This window comes from Streptomyces sp. NPDC048442 (assembly GCF_040651475.1).
Classification (GTDB): domain Bacteria; phylum Actinomycetota; class Actinomycetes; order Streptomycetales; family Streptomycetaceae; genus Streptomyces.
The window spans coordinates 200,952-220,493 of record NZ_JBEZKB010000008.1; the positions used below are offsets into that span (position 1 = coordinate 200,952).

Genomic DNA, 19,542 nt, shown 5'->3' on the forward strand with positions numbered 1-19,542 from the left:
GGCGTCCCGTCGGACGTGAGGCCTTCGGGCCGGTGCCCCGTCGGGCGCCGGCCCTTTGCGTTTCCCGTATCAGGAGAGTCTTCCCGTATCAGGAGAGTCCAGCCATGGTTCAGCTCACCCCGCTCAGCAGCCTTCCCTACCCGCAGCCCACCGACGTGGCGAACGTGCCCTACCACCTTCAGTCGCTGGCCACCGCGCTCGACAACCGTACGGTGCTGCGGGTCGCGAACGCCGTCGCCCTCTCGTCGATCGCCTCGCCGACCGCGGGGATGCTCGCCCACGTGCTCAACCCGGGGCAGCTCCACTACTACACCGGCAGCTACTGGAGCCCGGTCGTCCCCCGCCCCGCCCTCAAGCAGAACGCGACCCCGGGCACCACCGCGTCGGCCGCCTACACGGAGACACTCACCGGCTCCACAGGCGAGACGATGGTCACCGGCTTCCTGACACCGCCGTCCGGCACAGCGATCGTCACGGTCGGCGCCCGGGTCAGCTCCAGTGTGGCGGCGGGCGCCGCGTACATGTCGGTCGTGGTCAAGCAGGGCACCACGGTCACCGTGGCGTCCGCGGACGCCAGGGCGGCGATCTCAGGCGGCACGGCGCAGAACTCGGTCTCCGCCCAGTTCCAGGTCAGCGGTCTGACCGGCGGGGTCTCCTACACCATGACGCCCGCCTATCGCTCGTCGGCGACCACCAGCACCGCCACTTTCGCCAACCGCTTCCTGCGGATCGACCCCGTGCACTGACCGCACCGCTCACCCCACCGCCTCTCACCTGAGGCGTTCCGGGCCCCGGTCCGCCGCCTCCCCCGCGGCGGGCCGGGGCCCTTCGGGCGTGAACCGCAGGAGAAACCGAACCCAGCAAGAACCGAACCCAGCAAGAACCGAACCCAGCAAGAACCGAACCCAGGAGGCACCGATGTCAGCACCCCTGTCCGCCCACGACTTCGCCAGAGCGCTCCGCGCCGAAGGCGTCCGGCTCACCGAGACTCCCGGCTGGGCCACCCACAACCGCAACCACAAGGGCGCCTGGGGCCCGGTGCACGGTGTGATGCTGCACCACACCGCCGGATCCCGGAGCGTCGACTTCTGTCTTCGGGGCACCTCCGACCTGCCCGGCCCGCTGTGCATCGGCGTGATCGCCAAGGACGGCACGGTGCACCTGGTCGGATACGGGCGCACCAACCACGCCGGCAGCGGCAGTTCGGCCGTGCTGGACGCGGTCCGGGAGGAGCGGACACTGCCCGCGCCCGGCAAGGACGCCGTCGACGGGAACTCCCGGTTCTACGGCTTCGAGATCGAGAACCTCGGCACGGGCCGGGACCTGTACCCGGCCGCGCAACTCGACGCGGTCGAGCGGCTGTCGGCCGCCATGTGCCGGGCGCACGGCTGGTCGGCGGCGAGCGTCGTCGGACACAAGGAATGGACCCGCCGCAAGATCGACCCCTCCTTCCCGATGGACGGCATGCGCGGCCGGATCGGCACCCGGCTCGGCACGCGCCCCGAACCCGAGCCGCCGGGCTGGCCGGTCCCCGGCGCCTCCATGCCGTTCCCGGGCAGCGCCTTCTTCGTACCGGGGCGCCGCGACCCGCTGTTCACGCAGGTCGGTCGGCGTCTGGTGCAGGTGGGCTGCGGGCGGTACGTGGTCGGGCCCGGCCCCGTCTGGGGCTCCGCCGACCGGGATTCGTACGCCGCCTGGCAGTGCAAGCTCGGCTACCGGGGCAAGGACGCGGACGGCACGCCGGGAGCCAGGAGCTGGGAGCAGCTCCGGGTGCCGCGTGGCTGAGCCGGGCCTTTGCGGACGAGCGGGGAAGAGCCGGAGAAAACACGGCCGGAACGAGAGATGAGGTGTTCCACCATGACCGATGCGACACGACGCGCGCTGCGCACCTTCGCGCAGGCCGGCTGTGCCCTGCTCGCCGCCGCACCGCTGCTGGCGGAGGAACCCGCGGTACGGGACGTTCCCGTCCTGGCCGGTGCCGCCACGTTCGCGGCCGCGCTGAGCCGGGCGATGTCCGCGCCGGCGGTGCAGCGCTGGCTGCCGCCGTGGCTGCGGCAGTCCGGACCTTCGGGGCGGACCGCGACCGAACGGGAGGAGGCCCGCGGATGATGCGGGAGTACGAAGAACGAGGTGTGGTCGTGGAACTGGAAAGGCTGCGCCGGTCGGTGGACGTCGGATTCGCCACGACCCGGGGTGACTTGGCGCTGCTGTTGCAGCGCGCCGACCAGACGGACAAGGTGCTCGGCGAGCACGAGGAGCGGCTGGACGCGCTGGAGCGCAACCGGTGGCCGCTGCCGTCACTGGCCGCGCTGACGTCGTGCGCGGCCCTGGCCGTCACGCTGTGGCAGGCCTCGGCGCGCTGAGACGCGGGGCGGTGCGCGGCGCGTGGGGTACCGGTTTCAGGGGTACGACGCCACTCTCGGGGTCGCCGCCTCGGGGTCGCCGCCTCGGGGTCACCGCGAGCCCGGCCGCGCCGACTGAGCGCGCGAGCGCGCAATCAGGGTGCGCGAGGCCGCAATTCGGGGCCGGGTCGCTGTGAGCCCGCGCGCCCCGGGCGCGCAGCGCTATCCTGCCTGTATCGAACGTATTTTCGAGAGTGTGGCGACTCCGGGCGCAGCACCGGATGCGTGCGGCAGAAGGGGAGGAGTGATGGTCAGCAGCGCCGGAGAAAGGCTCGCCGACGTGGTGGCAGCGGCGGTCGAGGCGGCCGCCGAGGCCGGGGAGACCGGGCGGTACAACGCGGACGTGGCGGACGCCGTGACCGCGGTGGTGCGGAAGGTCGCCGTGCGTGTCGCCATCGACGCGGAGGTCCGCGGATTTTCCAGCGGCTGGCGCGAGGCGATGGACGTGGCATCCGGACGGGAGCCCGGGCGGCCCAGGCTGCTCCGCCTCTCGACGCCGGAGGGCCGGGCGGGGGCCCGAGAAGCGGACCGGGCGGAAGGCGATGAGCGGGAGTACGAGGTCCGGGGCCGTGCGGACGGAGCGTCCGGGGACGCGTGGACGGAGCGGGAGACGTCCGGGGGCGAGGCGGATCGCGGGGCGGGCGAGGGGAGGGGCCGGGGCGTCGACGGGACGGGCCGGTGCCCGGACCGCGAGCACGGCGACAAGCCGGCGCGCGTCGCGGCCCCGGCCGCCTCGGCCGACGCGTCGCCCGATCCGGTGTCGCTCGAGCTCAAGCAGCACCCCGACGAGGACTGGCCCGGGCGGACAGGACGCGACCTGTCCGGTTGAACAGCACGCGCCCTGCACGAGCGCACCGGACTCGACGGGCCCGGTCGCACCGGCCAGGACCGGCCGGCCCCGCCCTGGGAGGAACAACAAGGCCCGCGGGCGCCCGCCCCCCCACGCCCACGATGCCCATACGTTCATCCCCCCGCGCCGCGAGCGCACGCGAGGCGGCCGCACCCCTTCCACCGGGGTGCGGCCGTCTCGCTCTTCGTGCGTTCAGCGCCGGTGCGCGGCACGCTCGGCCGCGAACACGTCCTCCAGGAGGAAGAGCTGGGTCCGCCCCTGCCGCCCTGCGGGGGACAGGTGGCCCAGCTGCACCCACTTGCGGATCGTCGCCGGTGTCACCGCCACCTCCTGCGCGGCCAACGCCCCCGTGATCAGTGGCGACGTGCGGGCGCGGCTCATCGGCCCTCCCTCGCCAGAGGCTCTCGGGGCGCGCTCTCCTCCATCGCCGCGCCCAACTCCTCGGTGTCGGCACCGCCGCTCGCCAGCGCCACCCAGGCCTCCTCGCGCCAGACGTGGCGGAAGGCGGGATCCGTACGGCAGTCGCACTCCGCCCCGGAGCAGCGGCAGCCGGGGTTCACGCACAGCACGGCGCGCCGGGCGGGGAACGCACGCAGCGAGACCGAATCGCACCACGGGCACCGGCCGCCGACCCGGACCAGGGTCTCCGTGTCGCCGAGCGCGCGCCCGCAGCGCCTGGCCATCCGCCGGGCCTCGTCGCGAACGTGGGCCGCCAACACCGGGTGGGCCTCGATGCGGGGCAGCAGCCCGCCGATCCGCCTCAGTCGTTGGGGCACGCTTGCCCGGCGCGGACGGCCGATGCCCAGTTTGTCGTGTACGGCCTCGTCGAGTTCCCGCACGCCGTCACCGATGTCCCGCAGCGCGTCCGAGACGTGCAGGCGCAGCGGTGCGGCGGAGTGGCCGGGTGCGGTGAGGCCGTGTGCCCCTTCGTTGCGAAGGGCCTCACCGCGCTCCTGCCGGATCAGGGCGTCGCGGGAGGCGAGCTCGGCGGCGTCGGGTGCCGGCCTGTCGCACGCACGGGCGCCCGTTCCCGGGGCCAACTCGGCGTGCAGGTCCGGAAGCTGACGGACCAGGAGGCCGAGCCAGAGCGCGGTGTCGCGGGTGGGGGCGGAAAGGGGGAGGGTCATCGACGTTCCCTTCGGTGCCGGGTGTGGGGAGTGCGGGTGACGGCGCGACCGTTGCGCCAGAGCCGTCCCGCACAGACCCCGTCGAACCAGCTGTCGGCCGGTGCGACCGTCTCCTCGCAGCGGCGTGCGACGGGGCAGCGGGCGCAGGCGCGCAGCGCGGGCGCCGCTTCCCTCTCCCGACGGGCGAAGACGACTTCCGGCGGAAGCCCGGAGCACGCGGCGGCTCGCCACCACGGCGTCCACGTATCGCGGCCCCCGGGCGGCTGAGAGATCGGTGAGGTCATGGCGACACCCTGACATGTTGCGCGCGAGCGCGCAATTAAAAACAGGAGTGTCTGCGCCCGATGCGGATGGTGGTGTGTGGGTGACACGCTGCAACCACAAGGGGTATCGACTCTTCAGTCGGGATGCCAGACGATCTCAGGGGTCCAGGAGTCCTGTGCGCCCAACATCCTTCCGTGCGTGCGAGAGCGTTAGGATGTTGCCTGCTTCGGAAGGGGGCGCATGTCATGACCAACGGTGAGATCGAACACTTCGCGAACTGGGTCGAGGACCTGATCCGGCAGCGCGGATACGACATCGACAGCCCACGCGGCGGGGGCAAGTCCCGCCTCGCGGACGAGGCGGGCGTGCATCGCGCCGCCATCACGAGACTTCTGCAGCGCCAGAGCATGCCCGATCTGGAGACCACCCGTCGGCTCGCCCACGTCCTGGGCGTCCCAGTACGGGACATGCTCATCCGGTCCGGACGGCTGACGGAGGAGGACCTCCCCCTCCCCGAGCGGCCCCGCGCCGCAGCCGCGGACGGCGGGGCACACCGGCTGACCCTGGAGGAGGCGGCGGCCGGGCTGGGCGTCCCGGACGACCAGCGGGAGATGTTCATGAGGGTGGCCGGGCAGTTCCTCCCCCGGGCCGCCCAGCAGCGGGGGCGGCGGCAGGCGGCCGAGTAGCCGACGGGGCGACGAGTAAGCTGCTTCGGCACGCCCCGACCTCCTTGTGCGCGCAGGTGGCACCGCCCGCCGTAGGCCCACGCGCCGGGAAACGGCGGTACGCGGAGGAAGGGGAGAAGCGCATGGGCGAGGGCGGCGAGTGCTCCCGGCCCGACGGCGAGCCGGATGCCACCCCCCAGGGCCACGACGGCGAACGGCACGGCCGGCACGGTCAGTCGGCGGATCCGCTCCGGCCCGACCGGCAGGACCTCCCCGAACTGCTCGGATCCCTCGGCAGGTATCTGGAGCAGCACATGCCCCAGGAAGTCGTCGTCCTGCTGCGCGCGGAGCTGGAGCGACGCGAACTGCGCGCGTACGCGAGCGGCTGGGGGGATGCCGTCGCCGCGTACGAAGAGGACCACGCGTACGACAAGGGCGACGCGTGCACGCCGGACCGCGCCTACGACCCCGACCAGTGGCGGACCGCGCGGGCGCACCGGCTCTCCCTGGTCTCCCGTGCGCAGGAACAGGCTGCCGTCATCCCCTTCCCCGCGGGCGAGCCCCCCTCCCCCCGGGCCCGGCCCGCCCGCGAGGAGCCGGATGCCGCGGCGGCAACGGAAGGCGCCTCCCCCTCCGAGCAGCCGGACCGGGCCGCCCCGCCCTCTCGGCCCGAAACCGCGGATCGCCGCACCCGCCGTCGCAAGCCGCGCCCCGAACGGGGGCAGCGCCCGCCGCGCCAGGACGCCGCCGAACAGCGGTCCGGGCAGGACGCCGGCGCCGCGCCGGGCCTGGTCGCCAAGAACCCCGGATCCAAGGTCCCCACGATCCCCCGGCTGCCTTCCAGGCGGAGGACGGAGCTCTGAAAGGCGGCTCTCCCAGGGGCGGTCAGCATTTGTTTTGACCCAGGTCGATGAGGTAGGTACGCTCGGACCTGTGCCTGGGGTGTGCCTGGGCTCGTGTGCGTGTCTATAGCCGCAACGCGAGCCCGTCTTTATGTGGGCCACCGTGATCCGCGTCATCCTCCGCTTCCGTTGGAGTGTGCCGGGTCCGACACACCCGACCGCGTGGGTCGGGGGTTGTTCCAGGTTAGTTTCACAGTGATCGGCACACAGAAAACGGAGAAGTAGTGCCTACGATCCAGCAGCTGGTCCGAAAGGGCCGACAGGACAAGGTCGAGAAGAACAAGACGCCCGCGCTTGAGGGTTCGCCCCAGCGCCGTGGCGTCTGCACGCGTGTGTTCACGACCACCCCGAAGAAGCCGAACTCGGCGCTCCGTAAGGTCGCGCGTGTGCGTCTGACCTCGGGCATCGAGGTCACGGCCTACATCCCGGGTGAGGGCCACAACCTGCAGGAGCACTCGATCGTGCTCGTGCGTGGCGGCCGTGTGAAGGACCTTCCGGGTGTTCGTTACAAGATCATCCGCGGTTCCCTCGACACGCAGGGCGTCAAGAACCGTAAGCAGGCTCGTAGCCGCTACGGCGCCAAGAAGGAGAAGTAAGAATGCCTCGTAAGGGCCCCGCCCCGAAGCGCCCGGTCATCATTGACCCGGTCTACGCATCTCCTCTTGTCACGTCGCTGATCAACAAGATCCTGCTCGACGGCAAGCGTTCCACCGCCGAGCGCATCGTGTACGGCGCGATGGAGGGCCTCCGCGAGAAGACCAACGCGGACCCGGTCATCACGCTGAAGCGCGCGCTTGAGAACGTCAAGCCCTCGCTCGAGGTCAAGTCCCGCCGTGTCGGTGGCGCCACCTACCAGGTGCCGATCGAGGTCAAGCCCGGTCGCGCCGCCACCCTCTCGCTCCGCTGGATCGTGGGTTACTCCCGCGCCCGCCGCGAGAAGACGATGACCGAGCGCCTCATGAACGAGCTGCTCGACGCCTCCAACGGTCTTGGCGCTGCTGTCAAGAAGCGCGAGGACACGCACAAGATGGCCGAGTCCAACAAGGCCTTCGCGCACTACCGCTGGTAGTCGTTACCCACTTCGAGACCGAGAGAAGATTGAGCCTTATGGCCACCACTTCGCTTGACCTGGCCAAGGTCCGCAACATCGGGATCATGGCCCACATCGACGCGGGCAAGACGACCACCACCGAGCGGATCCTCTTCTACACCGGTGTGTCTTACAAGATCGGTGAAGTCCACGACGGCGCTGCCACGATGGACTGGATGGAGCAGGAGCAGGAGCGCGGCATCACGATCACGTCTGCCGCGACGACCTGCCACTGGCCGCTCAATGATGTCGATCACACGATCAACATCATCGACACCCCCGGTCACGTCGACTTCACCGTCGAGGTGGAGCGTTCGCTCCGCGTCCTCGACGGCGCTGTCACCGTGTTCGACGGTGTGGCCGGCGTCGAGCCCCAGTCCGAGACTGTCTGGCGTCAGGCGGACCGCTACGGCGTGCCGCGTATCTGCTTCGTCAACAAGCTCGACCGTACGGGTGCCGAGTTCCACCGCTGCGTCGACATGATCGTCGACCGCCTCGGTGCGGTCCCGCTCGTCATGCAGCTCCCCATCGGCGCAGAGGCCGACTTCAAGGGCGTCGTCGACCTCGTGTCGATGAAGGCGCTCGTGTGGTCCGCCGAGGCCGCCAAGGGCGAGATGTACGACACGGTCGACATCCCGGACACGCACACCGAGGCTGCCGACGAGTGGCGCGGGAAGCTGCTTGAGACGGTCGCCGAGCACGACGAAGAGATGATGGAGCTGTACCTCGAGGGCCAGGAGCCCTCCGAGGACCAGCTGATGGCGGCTATCCGTCGCATCACCCTCGCGTCGAAGGGCAGCGCCGACTCCGTCACCGTCAGCCCCGTGTTCTGCGGTACGGCGTTCAAGAACAAGGGCGTCCAGCCCCTGCTCGACGCCGTCGTGCGCTACCTGCCCTCTCCCCTGGACGTCGAGGCTGTCGAAGGCCACGACGTGAAGGACCCGGAGAAGGTCGTTCTGCGCAAGCCGTCGGACGAGGAGCCCTTCTCGGGCCTCGCGTTCAAGATCATGAGCGACCCGCACCTGGGCAAGCTCACCTTCGTCCGGATTTATTCGGGCCGCCTCGAGGCCGGCAGCTCCGTGCTGAACTCGGTCAAGGGCAAGAAGGAGCGCATCGGCAAGATCTACCGCATGCACGCGAACAAGCGTGAGGAGATCCCCACGGTGGGTGCCGGTGACATCGTCGCCGTCATGGGTCTCAAGCAGACCACCACCGGTGAGACGCTGTGCGACGAGAAGGCCCCGGTCATCCTGGAGTCGATGGACTTCCCGGCCCCGGTCATCGAGGTCGCCATCGAGCCGAAGTCCAAGGGTGACCAGGAGAAGCTGGGTGTAGCCATCCAGCGTCTCTCGGAGGAGGACCCGTCCTTCCAGGTCCACTCGGACGAGGAGACCGGCCAGACCATCATCGGTGGTATGGGCGAGCTTCACCTTGAGGTGCTCGTCGACCGCATGAAGCGCGAATTCCGCGTCGAGGCGAACGTCGGCAAGCCCCAGGTCGCGTACCGCGAGACGATCCGCAAGGCCGTCGAGCGCATCGACTACACGCACAAGAAGCAGACTGGTGGTACCGGCCAGTTCGCGAAGGTGCAGATCGCCCTTGAGCCCATCGAGGGTGGCGACGCGTCGTACGAGTTCGTCAACAAGGTCACCGGTGGCCGCATCCCCCGGGAGTACATCCCGTCGGTGGACGCGGGCGCCCAGGAAGCCATGCAGTTCGGCATCCTGGCCGGTTACGAGATGGTCGGCGTCCGCGTCACCCTTCTCGACGGTGGTTACCACGAGGTCGACTCCTCGGAGCTCGCCTTCAAGATCGCCGGTTCGCAGGCGTTCAAGGAGGGTGCCCGCAAGGCCTCTCCCGTGATCCTTGAGCCGATGATGGCCGTCGAGGTCACCACGCCCGAGGACTACATGGGCGATGTGATCGGCGACCTGAACTCCCGCCGTGGCCAGATTCAGGCCATGGAGGAGCGCAGCGGCGCTCGCGTCGTGAAGGGCCTCGTGCCCCTCTCGGAGATGTTCGGCTACGTCGGAGACCTCCGCAGCAAGACTTCGGGTCGCGCAAGCTACTCGATGCAGTTCGACTCCTACGCCGAGGTTCCGCGGAACGTCGCCGAGGAGATCATCGCGAAGGCCAAGGGCGAGTAACTCCCCGAGTCACTCAACCGGGCGACTCTCACCGAGTTGCTCATCGCGAGTGCGGGTTCCGACCCGTATGAGCACACGCTTTAGGCTTATCACCGGAGCCACTGGGGCATTCAGCGCAATCCGTGCTGAGTGCCCCGGGCGCCGGCATCCCAGCAAAGATCACCTGGCGCCGATGAAGCAAGGCGTACAGAACCACTCCGCAGGAGGACCCAGTGGCGAAGGCAAAGTTCGAGCGGACTAAGCCGCACGTCAACATCGGCACCATCGGTCACATTGACCACGGTAAGACGACCCTCACGGCCGCCATTACCAAGGTGCTGCACGACGCGTACCCGGACCTGAACGAGGCCTCGGCCTTCGACCAGATCGACAAGGCGCCGGAAGAGCGTCAGCGTGGTATCACCATCTCCATCGCGCACGTCGAGTACCAGACGGAGTCGCGTCACTACGCGCACGTCGACTGCCCGGGTCACGCTGACTACATCAAGAACATGATCACGGGTGCGGCGCAGATGGACGGCGCCATCCTCGTCGTCGCCGCGACCGACGGCCCGATGCCGCAGACCAAGGAGCACGTGCTCCTGGCCCGCCAGGTCGGCGTTCCGTACATCGTCGTCGCCCTGAACAAGGCCGACATGGTGGACGACGAGGAGATCCTGGAGCTCGTCGAGCTCGAGGTTCGTGAGCTCCTCTCCGAGTACGAGTTCCCGGGCGACGACCTTCCGGTCGTCAAGGTCTCGGCGCTCAAGGCTCTTGAGGGCGACAAGGAGTGGGGCCAGTCGGTCCTGAACCTGATGGCCGCCGTCGACGAGTCGATCCCGCAGCCCGAGCGTGACGTCGAGAAGCCGTTCCTGATGCCGATCGAGGACGTCTTCACGATCACCGGTCGTGGCACGGTCGTCACCGGTCGTATCGAGCGTGGTGTCCTCAAGGTCAACGAGACCGTCGACATCGTCGGTATCAAGACCGAGAAGGTCACCACCACGGTCACCGGCATCGAGATGTTCCGCAAGCTGCTCGACGAGGGCCAGGCCGGTGAGAACGTCGGTCTGCTGCTTCGTGGCATCAAGCGCGAGGACGTCGAGCGCGGCCAGGTCATCATCAAGCCGGGTTCGGTCACGCCGCACACCGAGTTCCAGGCCCAGGCCTACATCCTGTCGAAGGACGAGGGTGGCCGTCACACCCCGTTCTTCAACAACTACCGCCCGCAGTTCTACTTCCGTACCACGGACGTAACGGGCGTTGTGACCCTTCCCGAGGGCACCGAGATGGTCATGCCGGGTGACAACACCCTCATGGACGTCGCGCTGATCCAGCCGGTCGCCATGGAAGAGGGCCTGAAGTTCGCCATCCGTGAGGGTGGCCGGACCGTGGGCGCCGGCCAGGTCACCAAGATCATCAAGTAATTACTTGATGGTTTGACCTGGTGGCTCACTCAGTGGGCTCCAAGTTCAAAGGGAAGGGCCCCGGCCCTGCCGCGCAAGCGGTGGGTGCCGGGGCCCTTTCTGTTTCTGTGCCTGTTCCGGTACGGGGCCTACGGCCGCGAGTCCGGTACGGGGCCTACGGCCGCCAGAGCCAGGGTGCCGCGTCCGGGCCCAGGCCGACGACCGCCGGGCGCTGTCCTGTCGTACGGGTCAGGGTCGGCGCTCCGACGCAGACCACGCGGTACCGCTTCAACTGCCCTTTGCCGTCGCGGAGTTGGACGGCCCCGTGCTCGTCGCGGCCCGCCAGGACGGGCCCCGCCGGGCCCGCTGCCGCGGCCACCGGGCCGTACCCCTGGAAGGACGTACGGGGGAGCGGCGTGCCGTCCGGGCGGACGGCGGTGAGGTCGGCGGAGTGCGGGCCGCGGTAGAGCACGCCGAGCGAGCCGTCCCGGTACGCGAGGGCGCGCGGGACGTCGCCCGGCGCGGGCATGTGTCCACCGTCCCGCAGCGCGACGGGTGAGCCGGGGGACGCCTGGGCCCAGTGCCGCACGGTCTTGCGGGCCGCGGCGAAGAGGTGGACCAGGCCCCGGCCGTCGATGACCGCCGACAGTCCGTCCTGGATGCCGTCGCCGTCGCCCCTGCCGTCCCCGTCGGGGCCCTCCAGGTCGCGCCACGGGCCCCAGTGGCCCCTCGCGTCCCGCAGGCGCGTGCTGACGCTCTTCGCCGCGTTCCGTACGAAGAGATGAATCTGTCCGTCGCCCGCCGTAACCGCCACCGGGACACCGATCCTGCGCCCGCGGTCCGCGATCCTCTCCGGGTTCCCCAGGCTGGTCCAGGCGCGGCCGTCGTGCTGGACGATCTCGCGGGTGTTGGCACCGCCGTGCCCGCCGAGCGCGGCGATCCGCAGGGCGAAGAGGAGCAGGCCGCCGTCCTTGGGGGCCGCTTGCCCGAGTACGGGGGCGAGAGGCCCGCCGCCGAGGTCCTCGGGTGCGCCGAAGGTGCCGTCGGGGGCGGCCCGCCAGCGGGCCAGACGCAACCCGAGCACGCCGTACGCGAAGAGGCCGCCCGCCTGCTCGTGCGTCACCAACTGAGGCCCCGGATAACGGTAGTTGGTCGACCGCACCCAGCCCTTCCAGTTCGTCAGCGGGCGGCCCTGGCCCACGCTGTAGTCCCCGCAGCCGGCCGGATTGCCGCACTCCCAGTCGGGGTCGCCGCCGTACTCGACGAGGGGTTCGGCTTTCTTCTTCAGTACGGCGGGCGGCAGGTTCTTGGGCCAGTGCCGGTTGTAGTAGCCGCGGAAGGCGGTGGTGGTGAAGCGCGGGAGGGGCCTGTGCTGCTCGGCGTTCTCCGCGACCCAGCGGATCAGTGCCGCCCAGCTGAAGCAGGCGACGGCCGTGTGGTCGGGATGGTCGGAGTAGCCGCGCTGCTCGCTGTCCTTGCGGCGTACGTGCTCGGTGCTGTGCTGGATGTCCGGATCGGGGTCGAGGGTCTGCACGACGGTGGGCCGGTAGTGGTCGAGCAGCCCGGTCAGCGCGTCCACGAGCTCGTCGTAGTCGTACGAACTCGCCTTCTTTACGGGGGAGTTGTCGGCCACCACGGTCCGCTGCCGCATTCCCCGGTCGGCCCACAGGGCGGGCAGGGCGGGCCGTTCGCGGGAGGAGTTCACGGAGATGTCGAGGAAGACGAGGTCGGCCCGGCGTGCGCCGTGCGCGAGGGTGTTCAGCTCGGCCTGCTTGCCGCCGCGCAGCTCCAGCACGGTCCGCGTCCACCGCGTGAACTTCGGCAGCCCCAGCAGGGTGGCGTACGCCTGCCGCAGGCCCTGCTGGCGGGCGGAGACGTACGCGTTCTTGTCGGGCTCGGGGCGCGGGTGGCCCGGCGCGTGGTTGACCCCGTTGGCCTCGCCCGCGGTGACGTACACGGAGACGACGGGGGTGCCGGCCTCCAGCATCCGCCGGGTGTCCGGGTTCATGAAGTACAGGTCGTCGTCCGGGTGCGCGAGGAACTGCAGCAGCAGCGACCGATCGGTGTGCGCGATGGGCTGCCCGGGGGCGGGATCGGCCACCGGGTCGCGGCGGCGGGGCGGGGGAACGGTGCAGGCGCCCAGGGCGAGCGCCCCTGCCCCGCTCGCGGCGGCAGCGAGGAGGGTGCGTCTCGGCAGCCGGGGTCCGGGCACTGGGCTCATGAGTGGTGGTTCTCCGTCCGCTTCCCCGGCAGCGGGCGATCGTTCCTCGCTGCGTCAAGGTCGTTCCGGGCGGCGAGCGACGTGTCCACGCCACAGCCGGCCCGCTGCGTTCAGCTAGACGGAGGGCGGCGGCGGGGGGTTGCTCGGGGGCTGGAGGGAATGCCTTACACCCCGGCTCCGCCCGCGCTCTCCGGCTCGTTCTCGGGCTCGTTCTCCGACTCGTCGAAGAGGTCGCCGACCGTGGTGGCGGTGAGGGCGCGGATGGTCCAGGTGGTGAGGACGTCGTGGTCGGTGCAGGCCTGGATGTGTTCGCGGACGTCGTCGGGGACGGCGATGCCGCGCTGGCCGAGGATGAGCAACAGGCTCTTCACTTCGCCCCGTGCTTCACCCTCCACGCGGCCCTCCGCACGCAATTTCTGTGCGGTCTCCGAGCGGAAGAAGGAGAGGTCGACGGCCATGATTTCCCTCCAGAGCGGATGTCGGTGAGGACGGCGCCGGTGCCCGTGCGGGGGTCGAGTACATCCGGTCGGCGCAGGATCTCCTCGGCCTCGTTCTCCACGTCGGGCCGTCCCGTGTGCGCCAGCAGTCCTTCCGGGAGGAGCGCTTCGAGGCGCCTGCTGAGCTTCGCCACGGTGAGTTCGTGCTTGCCGTTCGGTGCGATCAGGTCGTGCACGAGCCCGTTCCGGCCGATTCCAGCTTGCCCGGCAGACGGTCGTCAGCCGACTCGACGAAGTCGCGCATCATCCGATACCGGATGCTTGCCTTCTGCCGCGCTGTGTTCTGTTCCATGGCCGGCCTCCTCGTTCACCGCTCCCGGACCGGTGTCTCCGGTCCGGCAGTCTCTGCAGTGCCCCGGCTCCGGTGCGCGGAACGGGCGGCCGCACGGTCCTTCGCAGTCCTGCCAGGGGTCCGGCCGTTCGGCGACGGGCGCGGCCGGGAGCGGCCCCGGCATGTTCTGCGCGAGCCGGTAGGCGAGCAGCGCGCGGGCGTTGGCGGGTGTCTCGGGGAGGCGAACGGTGAGCGCCTGGCGTACGGCGTCCGGGGTGACCTGCCGCTCCAGCCAGGCGGCCACACCGGGTGCCAGCTGATGTACGTCCCGGTCGGCGAGGGTGAGCCGGGTGTCGTCGGCGCGTAGGGAGACGAGGAGGTCGCGGGCGGCCTGGTCGCGCTCGGGATCGAAGGTCTGTGGGGTCGGCAGAGGGCGTTTCGACTCGGCCTTGGGCGGTACGGGGGCCTCGACCGGCCTGGGGCGGGGTGGTGTGGGGAGGGTGTCCACCGCTTCGGCTTCCGAGGGCGGGGGTGCGTCCTCGAACTCGGCCCAGAGTGGGGGCAGTTCGCCGTACGGCAGTGGCTGAGGCCGCTCCTCCTGCGGGGGTACGTGGCCGGGGTGCGGCGGTGGTGTCACGGCGGCGGCCCGCACCGGTCTGGGGAGCCGCACGGCCGGGCGCGGGGAGGGAGCCTTGCGCGGCGACTGCGGGGCTCGCGGCGCCCGGGATGTCCTGGGGGTTTGATCCTCCAGCGGCGCGGCTCCGGGCCGCTCGCGGTACACCGTGTGGGTGACGATCCGCCCGTTCGGCAGCCGTACGCGGTCCCGCGAGAGGTACCCGGCGGCCTCCAGCTCCCGCAGCCCGGCGGCGATCCGCGCCTCGCTGTCCTCCGGGAAGCGGACTCTCAGGAACTTGATCCCGATGTTCTTTCCGTCCGGCAGCGACTGGATGTGCAGTCCCAGGCCGATGGCAATCAGGCTCAGCTCGGGGTGCTGGGACAGGTGGTTGCCTACGACGGTGAAACGGTCGCGGTGGCGGGACTTCTCGTGGGTGACACCGCCACCGGATCGGGTGGCAGAGCGCCGTACGCGGGACTTGGCGCGCGGGGGCGCGTTAAGCTCGTTCGTATCCATAGGGAAGGTCTTGCTTCCTCTTATGGTCAGGCCCTCGATCGGGATTCGCAGTCCCGGCCGGGGGCCGACGTATGTCTGGAGTTGTGGGGTGATCCATGAACGGATCGGGGCGAGCATATGCCACCCAAGCACCAGCAAATCCAGCCCAGTTGGCCCGAATCACCCGTGTGGGTGACGAGCCGCTTCGCGGCATGAGCGGCGCTTGCGGTGCTTGCGGTGCTCACGGCGGGAGGCTGGTGGGGTTGGGTGGGGTCTTTAGCTCCCGCAGTACTTGAAGTGTTTAAGCGTCCGGTGTCGCCAAGCGCTGGTGCACCAGAACCCGGTACACCGCGACCCGGTCCGACCAGCCCGAATGCGCCTACCAGGCCCTCCAGCCGAGTCCGTGGATCTTGCGCAGCCAGGGTTCCCGCACGGCGGGCAGGCGGGCGAGCGTGCGGAGAAATATCCCCCGGTCGGGACAGAGCGCGCCCGGGTGCGGCAGCGCAGGATCATCGCGCCACACCCCAGGCGGGAGTCCACCGGTCGCGGGTGGCACCTGGTGCGGGTCCGGAAAGGCCAGGTACAGCCAGGCGTCGGCGGCCAGCGGGACCGCCGTGGTGTCGTCGTGCGGCTGCCAGACCTCCCCCGTCTGCGGGTGCTGCGGTACGAGTGCGAGGTCGGCGGAGTCGTACCGGGGCAGCCCGGGGCCTGCCAGAACCACCCTCTTGGACGGCGGCCCGGCGGGAAGCAGGGCACGCAGCGCGGGCGCGAACGCCCTTGCGGCGGGGCCTTCGGGCAGCTCCAGCGGGGCGCCCCCGGAGGCCACCAGCAGATGAGCCAGCGCCGCCCCGGCCGCCGCGCCCCATCGCCAGTACGACCGGGCGACCGGGTCCGGCTGCGGGTCGCGCCCCCGTTCTCGTACCCACGTGTCCCAGTCGACGACCGGCTCGTCACCCGCCCCGCCCGGCAGCCGGCGCACCGCGCCCGGATCGAGCCACACCGCCTGCCACAGCGAACAGTCGTCGACCCGGGTCGCCACCGGCCGCCCGCACCGCGCGCACGCCATGTTCGGGGTGGCGCCCTCGGTCAGCCCGCAGCAGTAGCCCTCGCACCACTCCGGGACCAGGACGGTGCCGCGCGTGTCACCCGGCGCGATGACGATCGCTCCGGGCGCACCGAACGACAGGTGGTACACCGGCGCGAACACCCCACGGGCCGCCGCCTTCGCCGCGTCGATCTCCTCCCACACCCGCCACGGCGGTCCAGAGGGCTCCGGATCGACGGCGAACGTCCCCGCCACCATCAGCACGGGCAGCAGAATCCCGTTCCCCACCTGGCTGCGCGCCCCGGCAGGCAGCACCACCTCCGACACGGGCGCGGTCAGCGGCTCCCCGCACCCCACGCACCCAAAGATCGCCACGGGTGGAGTATTCCGCCGCCCTCACCTACCTGACCAGCGCATTTCCCGGACCGTCGATCTCCGCCCACACCGTCTTGCAGGGGTACGGGCCGGGGACGACGCCCCACCGGTCCGCGAGCACCCCGACCAGCAGCAGCCCCCGCCCGGACTCCGCCTCCGCGCCCTCCGTCGCCGGTACGGGCAGGCGGTCGGCGCGGGCGTCGGTCACTTCGATACGCAGCGTTTCGGTGGCGTCCACGGTCAGGACGAGCCGGAAGTCCCTGCCCTGTACGCGACCGTGCGTGACGGCGTTGGCCGCGAGCTCGGCGACGATGTGCGCCGGGTCGTCCAGGGGCAGCCCCCAGGAGCGCAACTGCTCCACGGCGAGCAGCCGGGCGAGGCGGGCACCGCGCCGGGTGGCGGACAGCTGAACGGCGAACTGCCGTACGGGAGCGGGGGGTTGGGTGAGCGTGCGGGTTTCTTGGTTCACGTCACTCAGCGTGGTGGTGCGTGCGTACGGTGAACAGGGAGATCGCCCTTGCGTACGGAGACTGTCCCGACGCTGTCCAGTCCTGTCCCGGATGTCCGGGGTGCCCGGTGGGGGACAGGTCCCGTTGACGAAGAACGGCATGTCGGAGGTGGCACGCGGATGACCGAGAACGTGGACGAGCCCGGCTGGGACGTCGACCCGGACGACGAACAGGGCGCGGCAGTGGTCGCGACCGTCGGCCGACAGCTGAAGCTGTGGCGTGAGGCGGCGGGGCTGCGGGCAGGGGAGCTCGGGGTGGCGATCGGGTACGGCGAGGACCTGGTCTACAAGGTGGAGGGCGGTCGACGGATTCCGAGGCCGGAGTACCTGGACAAGGTCGACGAGGCGGTGGGAGCGGGCGGCAAGGTCTCCGCGATGAAGGACGACGTTGCGGAGGTCAGGTACCCGAAGAAGGTGCGGGACCTGGCGAAGCTGGAGGCGCGGGCGGTGGAGCTCTCCGCGTACGGCACCCACAACATCCATGGGCTGTTGCAGACGGAGGAGTACGCACGCGCACTGTTCGGGATGAGGCGGCCCGCGTTCTCCTCGGACGAGGTTGAGCGACTGGTAGCTGCGCGAGTGGCTCGCCAGTCCATCTTCGACCGTATGCCCGCACCGGAGCTCAGCTTCATTCAGGAGGAGGTGACACTGCGCCGCTGCCTCGGGGGCAGAATGGTTTTGCAGAGGCAGCTCGAACGACTCCTGGAGTTGGGGAAGTTGCGGAACGTCGAGATTCAAGTGATGCCGACGGCCCGCGAGGATCACGCCGGGATGGGAGGGGAGATGCAGGTGTTGAAGTTCGCAGACGGCTCGGCCGTGGGACGTTCCGAGGGGGCCTTCGGAAGCCGTCCAGTCACTGACCTCAAGCACCTCAGGATCATCGAGCTGCGGTGTGCCATCATCCGGGCGCAGGCCCTCACGCCGGGGGAGTCGCTGGCCTTCATCGAGCAAGTGCTGGGAGAAACATGACCCGCAAGACCTCTGCCGGAGATGCCTCCGGACTGGAGTGGTTCAAGAGCAGCTACAGCGACAGCAGCAACAGCAACGAGTGTGTCGAGGTGGCCGCCACCTCGGACGCGGTTCACGTCCGCGACTCCAAGGCCCCCGACGGCCCCCGCCTCACCCTCACCCCCGCCGCCTGGGCCGGCTTCCTCGCGCAGGCCCCGTACGCCCGCTGACCGCCCCCACGCTCGTCGGCGCCCCATTAGGGGCGCGGGGAACTGCGCGACCAGCCACGGCGGACCCGCAGGGAGGCCACCCCGCCCCCGGCGCCCCCGGAAACGTGCGCCGGGTTTGACCTTCGTCACCCTCGGGGTAATCTCTTCCGCCCGATTGGCGCGCCCCGTGCCCCGTATGGCAGACTGTCGGGGTTGCTCGGTTGAGTATCGATGCTGCACGCCTCCCGCCGGGAGGACCGGAAGCGAGTCCCACAGTACTCGTCGCCCCAACTGCCCCCTGGGCAGCGCTGGAGCGGACGTACGGGAATCTTTCGGGAAGTGTTAGTGCGGTGCTGACCAGGCACCCGGTGGGTGTTCTCCCCCGATTTGCGGTTGCGGACCGCATCCCTTACAAGCAGGGAATTCCTATGGGATTTCATGCTGGCGAGGATGCGACACGCCCGACCGCGTGGGTCGGAGGAGAGCGGTGCTGAGCATGCAGAGCGCAGCTTCCCGGGTTCCAGAGCGTTATGAGAGACAGGACTACTAGTAGCCATGGCGGGACAGAAGATCCGCATCCGGCTCAAGGCCTACGACCACGAGGTCATCGACTCCTCGGCGAAGAAGATCGTCGAGACGGTGACCCGCACTGGTGCGTCGGTCGCAGGCCCGGTGCCGCTGCCCACTGAGAAGAACGTGTACTGCGTCATCAAGTCGCCGCACAAGTACAAGGATTCTCGCGAGCACTTCGAGATGCGCACGCACAAGCGCCTCATCGACATCCTCGACCCCACTCCGAAGACGGTTGACTCGCTGATGCGTCTCGACCTGCCGGCGGGCGTCGACATCGAGATCAAGCTCTGAAGGGACGGGCCGAGATGAGCAAGAACATCAAGGGCGTCCTGGGCGAGAAGCTCGGCATGACCCAGGTCTGGGACGAGAACAACCGGGTTGTCCCGGTGACCGTCGTCAAGGCCGGTCCGTGCGTCGTGACGCAGGTACGTACGAACGACAACGACGGCTACGAGTCGGTCCAGATCGCCTTCGGCGAGATTGACCCGCGCAAGGTGAACAAGCCCCTCAAGGGTCACTTCGCCAAGGCCGACGTGACCCCGCGCCGCCACCTCGTGGAGCTGCGCACCCCGGATGCCAGCGAGTACACGCTGGGCCAGGAGATCACTGCCCAGGTGTTCGAGTCCGGCGTCAAGGTTGACGTCACGGGCACGAGCAAGGGCAAGGGCTTCGCCGGTGTGATGAAGCGTCACAACTTCGCCGGTGGCAAGGCCTCGCACGGTGCCCACCGCGTGCACCGCAAGCCTGGTTCCATCGGTGGCTGTGCCACCCCCGGCCGTGTCTTCAAGGGCATGCGCATGGCGGGTCGCATGGGTCACGACCGGGTCACCACCCAGAACCTGACCGTCCACGCCGTTGACGCCGAGAAGGGTCTGCTGCTCATCAAGGGCGCCGTCCCCGGCCCCAACGGTGGCCTCGTCCTGGTCCGCACCGCGGCCAAGGGGGTTTGAGG

Annotated in this window: 23 protein-coding genes; 15 read left to right on the forward strand and 8 right to left on the reverse strand. The window is 70.1% G+C overall.

Going from position 1 to position 19,542, the window contains the following annotated elements; translation table 11 throughout:
- The first annotated feature begins 104 nt into the window (after nt 1–104).
- From AB0D18_RS15220 to AB0D18_RS15240, 5 genes are all read left to right on the forward strand, one after another.
- Nucleotides 105–746, forward strand: coding sequence for a hypothetical protein (locus AB0D18_RS15220; RefSeq protein WP_362417234.1), 642 nt, complete (start codon nt 105–107; stop codon nt 744–746).
- 172 nt (nt 747–918) lie between these two features.
- Nucleotides 919–1,785, forward strand: a complete 867-nt coding sequence (locus tag AB0D18_RS15225; RefSeq protein ID WP_362417237.1) for a peptidoglycan-binding protein — start codon at nt 919–921, stop codon at nt 1,783–1,785.
- 72 nt (nt 1,786–1,857) lie between these two features.
- The gene (locus tag AB0D18_RS15230; RefSeq protein ID WP_362417240.1) at nt 1,858–2,109 is read left to right on the forward strand and encodes a hypothetical protein; all 252 of its coding nucleotides are present in this window, start codon (nt 1,858–1,860) and stop codon (nt 2,107–2,109) included.
- Nucleotides 2,106–2,363, forward strand: a complete 258-nt coding sequence (locus AB0D18_RS15235) for a hypothetical protein (RefSeq protein ID WP_362417243.1) — start codon at nt 2,106–2,108, stop codon at nt 2,361–2,363. Before AB0D18_RS15230 ends, AB0D18_RS15235 begins: the two co-directional genes overlap by 4 nt.
- A gap of 286 nt (nt 2,364–2,649) precedes the next feature.
- Entirely contained in the window at nt 2,650–3,231 is a 582-nt protein-coding gene (locus tag AB0D18_RS15240) for a hypothetical protein (RefSeq protein WP_362417246.1), read from the forward strand.
- A gap of 213 nt (nt 3,232–3,444) precedes the next feature.
- Here AB0D18_RS15240 and AB0D18_RS15245 read toward each other — a convergent pair whose 3' ends face one another.
- The 3 genes from AB0D18_RS15245 to AB0D18_RS15255 are packed head-to-tail and all read right to left on the reverse strand — an operon-like array spanning nt 3,445 to nt 4,663.
- On the reverse strand, nt 3,445–3,633 hold the full coding sequence (locus AB0D18_RS15245) for a hypothetical protein (protein WP_362417249.1): 189 nt from the start codon (nt 3,631–3,633) through the stop codon (nt 3,445–3,447).
- Nucleotides 3,630–4,379, reverse strand: a complete 750-nt coding sequence (locus AB0D18_RS15250) for a hypothetical protein (protein ID WP_362417252.1) — start codon at nt 4,377–4,379, stop codon at nt 3,630–3,632. Before AB0D18_RS15250 ends, AB0D18_RS15245 begins: the two co-directional genes overlap by 4 nt.
- Nucleotides 4,376–4,663 carry a WhiB family transcriptional regulator gene (locus AB0D18_RS15255; protein WP_362417255.1) on the reverse strand — a complete coding sequence of 96 codons (288 nt, stop codon included), beginning with the start codon at nt 4,661–4,663 and terminating at the stop codon, nt 4,376–4,378. Before AB0D18_RS15255 ends, AB0D18_RS15250 begins: the two co-directional genes overlap by 4 nt.
- A gap of 225 nt (nt 4,664–4,888) precedes the next feature.
- Here AB0D18_RS15255 and AB0D18_RS15260 point away from each other — a divergent pair, with 225 nt between their 5' ends.
- The 6 genes from AB0D18_RS15260 to tuf all read left to right on the forward strand — a co-directional run bounded on the left by AB0D18_RS15260 (nt 4,889) and on the right by tuf (nt 10,853).
- Complete coding sequence (locus tag AB0D18_RS15260; protein WP_362417258.1) at nt 4,889–5,329, forward strand: helix-turn-helix transcriptional regulator; 441 nt, start codon at nt 4,889–4,891, stop codon at nt 5,327–5,329.
- 122 nt (nt 5,330–5,451) lie between these two features.
- Nucleotides 5,452–6,171 carry a hypothetical protein gene (locus AB0D18_RS15265; RefSeq protein ID WP_362417261.1) on the forward strand — a complete coding sequence of 240 codons (720 nt, stop codon included), beginning with the start codon at nt 5,452–5,454 and terminating at the stop codon, nt 6,169–6,171.
- 263 nt (nt 6,172–6,434) lie between these two features.
- Nucleotides 6,435–6,806 (forward strand): 30S ribosomal protein S12, encoded by a 372-nt coding sequence (gene rpsL, locus AB0D18_RS15270; RefSeq protein WP_003948652.1) that lies wholly within the window; start codon nt 6,435–6,437, stop codon nt 6,804–6,806.
- Nucleotides 6,807–6,808: 2 nt separating this feature from the next.
- A complete protein-coding gene (gene rpsG / locus AB0D18_RS15275) occupies nt 6,809–7,279 on the forward strand; it encodes a 30S ribosomal protein S7 (protein ID WP_362417264.1) in 471 nt (156 codons plus the stop codon).
- 38 nt (nt 7,280–7,317) lie between these two features.
- Nucleotides 7,318–9,447, forward strand: a complete 2,130-nt coding sequence (gene fusA / locus AB0D18_RS15280; RefSeq protein ID WP_362417267.1) for an elongation factor G — start codon at nt 7,318–7,320, stop codon at nt 9,445–9,447.
- Nucleotides 9,448–9,659: 212 nt separating this feature from the next.
- A complete protein-coding gene (tuf, locus tag AB0D18_RS15285) occupies nt 9,660–10,853 on the forward strand; it encodes an elongation factor Tu (RefSeq protein ID WP_362417270.1) in 1,194 nt (397 codons plus the stop codon).
- Between the two features lie 154 nt (nt 10,854–11,007).
- Here tuf and AB0D18_RS15290 read toward each other — a convergent pair whose 3' ends face one another.
- From AB0D18_RS15290 to AB0D18_RS15310, 5 genes are all read right to left on the reverse strand, one after another.
- Nucleotides 11,008–13,053, reverse strand: a complete 2,046-nt coding sequence (locus tag AB0D18_RS15290; RefSeq protein ID WP_362417272.1) for a PIG-L family deacetylase — start codon at nt 13,051–13,053, stop codon at nt 11,008–11,010.
- A gap of 164 nt (nt 13,054–13,217) precedes the next feature.
- On the reverse strand, nt 13,218–13,511 hold the full coding sequence (locus tag AB0D18_RS15295; RefSeq protein WP_362417275.1) for a hypothetical protein: 294 nt from the start codon (nt 13,509–13,511) through the stop codon (nt 13,218–13,220).
- A gap of 257 nt (nt 13,512–13,768) precedes the next feature.
- Complete coding sequence (locus AB0D18_RS15300; protein ID WP_362417278.1) at nt 13,769–14,953, reverse strand: hypothetical protein; 1,185 nt, start codon at nt 14,951–14,953, stop codon at nt 13,769–13,771.
- Between the two features lie 358 nt (nt 14,954–15,311).
- The gene (locus AB0D18_RS15305) at nt 15,312–16,352 is read right to left on the reverse strand and encodes a hypothetical protein (protein ID WP_362417280.1); all 1,041 of its coding nucleotides are present in this window, start codon (nt 16,350–16,352) and stop codon (nt 15,312–15,314) included.
- 25 nt (nt 16,353–16,377) lie between these two features.
- Nucleotides 16,378–16,821, reverse strand: a complete 444-nt coding sequence (locus tag AB0D18_RS15310) for an ATP-binding protein (RefSeq protein ID WP_362417283.1) — start codon at nt 16,819–16,821, stop codon at nt 16,378–16,380.
- Between the two features lie 159 nt (nt 16,822–16,980).
- On the opposite strand from AB0D18_RS15310, the gene AB0D18_RS15315 reads away from it, so the two are divergent.
- From AB0D18_RS15315 to rplC, 4 genes are all read left to right on the forward strand, one after another.
- The gene (locus tag AB0D18_RS15315) at nt 16,981–17,829 is read left to right on the forward strand and encodes a helix-turn-helix transcriptional regulator (RefSeq protein WP_362417286.1); all 849 of its coding nucleotides are present in this window, start codon (nt 16,981–16,983) and stop codon (nt 17,827–17,829) included.
- Nucleotides 17,826–18,038, forward strand: a complete 213-nt coding sequence (locus AB0D18_RS15320) for a DUF397 domain-containing protein (protein WP_362417289.1) — start codon at nt 17,826–17,828, stop codon at nt 18,036–18,038. The genes AB0D18_RS15315 and AB0D18_RS15320 overlap by 4 nt, the downstream gene beginning before the upstream one ends.
- 534 nt (nt 18,039–18,572) lie before the next feature.
- Nucleotides 18,573–18,881, forward strand: a complete 309-nt coding sequence (gene rpsJ, locus AB0D18_RS15325) for a 30S ribosomal protein S10 (RefSeq protein WP_003948644.1) — start codon at nt 18,573–18,575, stop codon at nt 18,879–18,881.
- 14 nt (nt 18,882–18,895) lie between these two features.
- Nucleotides 18,896–19,540 carry a 50S ribosomal protein L3 gene (gene rplC / locus AB0D18_RS15330; protein ID WP_362417292.1) on the forward strand — a complete coding sequence of 215 codons (645 nt, stop codon included), beginning with the start codon at nt 18,896–18,898 and terminating at the stop codon, nt 19,538–19,540.
- The last annotated feature ends 2 nt before the right edge of the window (nt 19,541–19,542 follow it).

Coding starts and splice junctions, on each gene's coding strand:
- AB0D18_RS15220 (WP_362417234.1), top strand. CDS start 105: ATGGTTCAGCTCACCCCGCTCAGCAGCCTTCCCTACCCGCAGCCCACC.
- AB0D18_RS15225 (WP_362417237.1), top strand. CDS start 919: ATGTCAGCACCCCTGTCCGCCCACGACTTCGCCAGAGCGCTCCGCGCC.
- AB0D18_RS15230 (WP_362417240.1), top strand. CDS start 1,858: ATGACCGATGCGACACGACGCGCGCTGCGCACCTTCGCGCAGGCCGGC.
- AB0D18_RS15235 (WP_362417243.1), top strand. CDS start 2,106: ATGATGCGGGAGTACGAAGAACGAGGTGTGGTCGTGGAACTGGAAAGG.
- AB0D18_RS15240 (WP_362417246.1), top strand. CDS start 2,650: ATGGTCAGCAGCGCCGGAGAAAGGCTCGCCGACGTGGTGGCAGCGGCG.
- AB0D18_RS15245 (WP_362417249.1), bottom strand. CDS start 3,633: ATGAGCCGCGCCCGCACGTCGCCACTGATCACGGGGGCGTTGGCCGCG.
- AB0D18_RS15250 (WP_362417252.1), bottom strand. CDS start 4,379: ATGACCCTCCCCCTTTCCGCCCCCACCCGCGACACCGCGCTCTGGCTC.
- AB0D18_RS15255 (WP_362417255.1), bottom strand. CDS start 4,663: ATGACCTCACCGATCTCTCAGCCGCCCGGGGGCCGCGATACGTGGACG.
- AB0D18_RS15260 (WP_362417258.1), top strand. CDS start 4,889: ATGACCAACGGTGAGATCGAACACTTCGCGAACTGGGTCGAGGACCTG.
- AB0D18_RS15265 (WP_362417261.1), top strand. CDS start 5,452: ATGGGCGAGGGCGGCGAGTGCTCCCGGCCCGACGGCGAGCCGGATGCC.
- rpsG (WP_362417264.1), top strand. CDS start 6,809: ATGCCTCGTAAGGGCCCCGCCCCGAAGCGCCCGGTCATCATTGACCCG.
- fusA (WP_362417267.1), top strand. CDS start 7,318: ATGGCCACCACTTCGCTTGACCTGGCCAAGGTCCGCAACATCGGGATC.
- AB0D18_RS15290 (WP_362417272.1), bottom strand. CDS start 13,053: ATGAGCCCAGTGCCCGGACCCCGGCTGCCGAGACGCACCCTCCTCGCT.
- AB0D18_RS15295 (WP_362417275.1), bottom strand. CDS start 13,511: ATGGCCGTCGACCTCTCCTTCTTCCGCTCGGAGACCGCACAGAAATTG.
- AB0D18_RS15300 (WP_362417278.1), bottom strand. CDS start 14,953: ATGGATACGAACGAGCTTAACGCGCCCCCGCGCGCCAAGTCCCGCGTA.
- AB0D18_RS15315 (WP_362417286.1), top strand. CDS start 16,981: ATGACCGAGAACGTGGACGAGCCCGGCTGGGACGTCGACCCGGACGAC.
- AB0D18_RS15320 (WP_362417289.1), top strand. CDS start 17,826: ATGACCCGCAAGACCTCTGCCGGAGATGCCTCCGGACTGGAGTGGTTC.
- rpsJ (WP_003948644.1), top strand. CDS start 18,573: ATGGCGGGACAGAAGATCCGCATCCGGCTCAAGGCCTACGACCACGAG.
- rplC (WP_362417292.1), top strand. CDS start 18,896: ATGAGCAAGAACATCAAGGGCGTCCTGGGCGAGAAGCTCGGCATGACC.